This window comes from Streptomyces sp. NPDC058964 (genome assembly GCF_042741275.1).
Lineage (GTDB): Bacteria > Actinomycetota > Actinomycetes > Streptomycetales > Streptomycetaceae > Streptomyces.
On the sequence record NZ_JBHYKH010000502.1, the window covers coordinates 1 to 3,855 of the forward strand.

Annotated in this window: 2 protein-coding genes; both read right to left on the reverse strand. The window is 72.4% G+C overall.

Annotated elements, in window-relative coordinates; all coding sequences use genetic code 11:
- On the reverse strand, positions 1-795 hold a 795-nt coding region (locus ACFW2E_RS38400; protein ID WP_384474144.1), incomplete at its 3' end, for a helix-turn-helix transcriptional regulator.
- Positions 796-870: 75 nt separating this feature from the next.
- Positions 871-3,573 (reverse strand): pyruvate dehydrogenase (acetyl-transferring), homodimeric type, encoded by a 2,703-nt coding sequence (gene aceE, locus ACFW2E_RS38405; protein WP_384474147.1) that lies wholly within the window; start codon positions 3,571-3,573, stop codon positions 871-873.
- Between the last annotated feature and the right edge of the window lie 282 nt (positions 3,574-3,855).

Below are 3,855 nucleotides of genomic sequence, written 5' to 3' on the forward strand. Positions count from 1 at the left end.
GCGCTGCACCTTGTCCCGCTCGATCCCGGAGCCCGTGGCCCCGGTCGGGGGGGCGGCCACCCCCGCCCGCCCCCCGGGCCCCCCCGCCCGCGGGCCGCCCCCCCGCGGGTTCGCCCCGCCCCCCCCGCCCGGCGGGGGGGCCGCCCCGCGCGCCCCGCGCCGCCCCGGGCGCCGCCCCCCCCCCACGGCGGTGAACCGGTCGAGCCGGTAGGTCCGGTGGCCACCCGTGTCCGGCACACGCGCGCACAGGTACCAGACGCCCGCCTTCAGCACGAGCCCGTACGGCTCCAGCGTCCGCTCCACCTCGGCCCCGCCGTGCCGGTAGCGGGCCGTGACGCACCGGTCGTCCCACACCGCCTCGGCGAACGCGGGCAGCAGCTCCGGTGTCTCCGGGTCCCGGAACCAGGCGGGCGCGTCCAGATGGAACCGCTGTGCCGCGGTACGGGAGGCATCGCTCAGGGAGGGCAGCAGAGCCGCCGACACCTTCAGCCGGGCCGCCGAGGCGGCGTCCTCGAGCCCCATCTCCCGCAGCGCCCCCGGCACCCCGCTCAGGAACAGCGCCTCCGCCTCGCTCCGGGCGAGCCCGGTCAGCCGGGTGCGGTACCCCCCGATCAGCCGGTACCCGCCAGCCCGCCCCCGGTCCGCGTACACCGGCACGCCCGCCTCCGACAGGGCCTGCGCGTCCCGTGTCACCGTCCGCTCCGACACCTCCAGTTCCCGCGCCAGCTCGGCGGCGGTCATCGAGGTCCGGGACTGAAGGAGGAGCACCATCTTGATCAGCCGGGCAGCGCGCATACGGCCATGATGCCGGGCCCCACCGACAGCGAGGGGGCACGGCAGACGCCGTGCCCCCTCGGACAACCGCAGGCCTTACAGGCCGTACTTCTCCCGTGCTTCCTTCACCGCGGCCGCCTTGACCTCGCCCCGCTTCGCAAGCTGGGCCAGGGCCGCCACGACGATGGACCGGGCGTCGACGCCGAAGTGACGGCGGGCCGCCTCACGGGTGTCCGACAGGCCGAAGCCGTCGGCGCCCAGCGAGGAGTAGTCCTGCTCCACCCACTGCGCGATCTGGTCCGGGACCTGGCGCATGTAGTCGGAGACCGCGAGGACCGGGCCCTCGGCGCCGTGCAGGGCCTGCCGGAGGTACGGCACGCGCTCCTCGCCGCGCAGCAGGGCGGCGTCCGCCTCCAGCGCGTCGCGGCGCAGCTCGGTCCAGGACGTCGCGGACCACACGTCGGCGGCCACGCCCCAGTCCCCGGCGAGCAGCTTCTGCGCCTCCAGGGCCCAGTGGATCGCCGTGCCGGAGCCCAGCAGCTGGATGCGGGGGGCGTTGGCCACGGGGGACAGGCCCGCCGATTCCGCCGTGTTGTAGCGGTACAGGCCCTTGACGATGCCCTCGTCGACACCGAGGCCGGACGGCTTGGCGGGCTGCGGCAGCGGCTCGTTGTAGACCGTCAGGTAGTAGAAGACGTTCGGGTCCTCGCCCGGGGCCGCCTCGCCGTACATGCGGCGAAGACCGTCCTTCACGATGACCGCGATCTCGTACGCGAACGCCGGGTCGTAGCTGAGGGCGGCGGGGTTCGTCGCCGCGATCACCGGCGAGTGGCCGTCGGCGTGCTGGAGGCCCTCGCCCGTCAGCGTCGTACGGCCCGCCGTCGCGCCGACCAGGAAGCCGCGGCCGAGCTGGTCGCCGAGCTGCCACATCTGGTCGGCCGTGCGCTGCCAGCCGAACATCGAGTAGAAGATGTAGAAGGGGATCATCGCCTCGCCGTGCGTCGCGTACGACGTCGAAGCGGCGATGAAGTCGGCCATGGAGCCGGCCTCGGTGATGCCCTCGTTGAGGATCTGGCCGTTCTTGGCTTCCTTGTAGTACATCAGCTGGTCTCGGTCGACCGGCTCGTACGTCTGGCCCTTGGGCGAGTAGATGCCCAGCGACGGGAAGAGCGACTCCATACCGAAGGTGCGCGCCTCGTCGGGGACGATCGGCACCCAGCGCTTCCCGGTCTCCTTGTCGCGGACCAGGTCCTTGATCAGGCGGACGAAGGCCATGGTGGTGGCCACGTTCTGGGAGCCGGAACCCTTGTCGAAGGAGGCGAACGCCTTCTCGGCCGGGGCCGGCAGCGGCGCGAGCGGGTGCACGCGGCGGGCCGGGGCCGGGCCGCCGAGGGCCGCGCGGCGCTCCTGGAGGTAGCGGACCTCGGGTGCGTCGGCGCCGGGGTGACCGTAGGGCACCCGGCCGTCGTCGAAGGCGCTGTCGGCGATCGGCAGCTCCAGCAGGTCGCGCATCGCCTTGAACTCGTCCACCGTCAGCTTCTTCATCTGGTGGTTGGCGTTCTTCGAGGCGAAGCCCTGACCGAGGGTGTGTCCCTTGACCGTCTGGGCCAGGATCACGGTCGGCGCGCCCTTGTGCTCCACGGCGGCCTTGTAGGCGGCGTACACCTTGCGCGCCTCGTGACCACCGCGGGAGAGGTGGAAGCACTCGAGGATCTTGTCGTCGCTCAGCAGCTTCGCCATCTCCACGAGCGCCGGGTCGGCGCCGAAGAAGTCCTGGCGGATGTAGGCGGCGTCGCGGGTCTGGTACGTCTGGACCTGGGCGTCCGGCACCTGGCGCAGCCGGCGTACGAGCGCGCCGGTGGTGTCGAGCGCGAACAGCTCGTCCCACGCCGTGCCCCACAGCGTCTTGACGACGTTCCAGCCGGCGCCCCGGAACTGGGCCTCCAGCTCCTGCACGATCTTGAAGTTGGCGCGGACCGGTCCGTCGAGGCGCTGCAGGTTGCAGTTGATGACGAAGGTGAGGTTGTCCAGCTCCTCACGGGCGGCGAGCGCGAGGGCCGCCGTCGACTCGGGCTCGTCCATCTCGCCGTCGCCGAGGAAGGCCCAGACGTGGGACGCGGAGACGTCCTTGATGCCGCGGTTGGTGAGGTAGCGGTTGAACCGCGCCTGGTAGATCGCCGAGAGCGGGCCGAGGCCCATGGAGACCGTGGGGAACTCCCACAGCCAGGGCAGACGGCGCGGGTGCGGGTACGACGGCAGGCCGTTGCCGCCGGCCTCCTGGCGGAAGTTGTCCAGGTGGTGCTCGTCGAGACGGCCGTCGAGGAAGGCGCGGGCGTAGATGCCGGGGGAGGCGTGGCCCTGGATGTAGAGCTGGTCGCCCGAGCCGTCGGCCTCCTTGCCCTTGAAGAAGTGGTTGAAGCCGGTCTCGTACAGCCAGGCCGCCGAGGCGAAGGTGGCGATGTGGCCGCCGACGCCGTACTTGCTGCCGCGGGTCACCATCGCCGCCGCGTTCCAGCGGTTCCACGCGGTGATCCTGCGCTCCATCTCCTCGTCACCGGGCACGGACGGCTCGGCGGCGGTCGGGATGGTGTTGACGTAGTCGGTCTCTAGGAGCTTCGGCAGCGCGACGCCGCCCGCCTCCGCGCGCTCCAGCGTGCGGCGCATCAGGTACGCGGCACGGTGCGGCCCGGCTTCCCTGGCCACGGCGTCCAGGGAGGCCTGCCATTCGGCGGTCTCCTCAGGGTCCCGGTCCGGGAGCTGGTCGAGCGCGCTCGGCTGGATCGCGTAGGGGTCGGTCATGTCGCCGCCTTCCTCAGTCGAAGGGGGTTCCCTCATCGGTAAGGGTTCGGGGGTGCCCTTGGTCTTTGGCAGGACAGGGCGTGGACTTCGGTGGAAGTCCGTCGGCGACTGTAACTCGCTGATCGATGATCGATCAAAGGGGGGAGGGGGAAAATCTCTTGATTTCGAGAAAGTCGGGGGGGGGGGGCGGGGCGGGGGGCTGCCCGCGCGGCCCGCGCGGCGCGCATACACTCATGCTCAGGGGGCTGGCGGGCGGGACGCGGGTGCGCGCCCGCGCGCCCC

Bases quoted from the DNA above. Each gene is read 5' to 3' on its own strand.
- aceE (WP_384474147.1), bottom strand. From the start codon at position 3,573: ATGACCGACCCCTACGCGATCCAGCCGAGCGCGCTCGACCAGCTCCCG.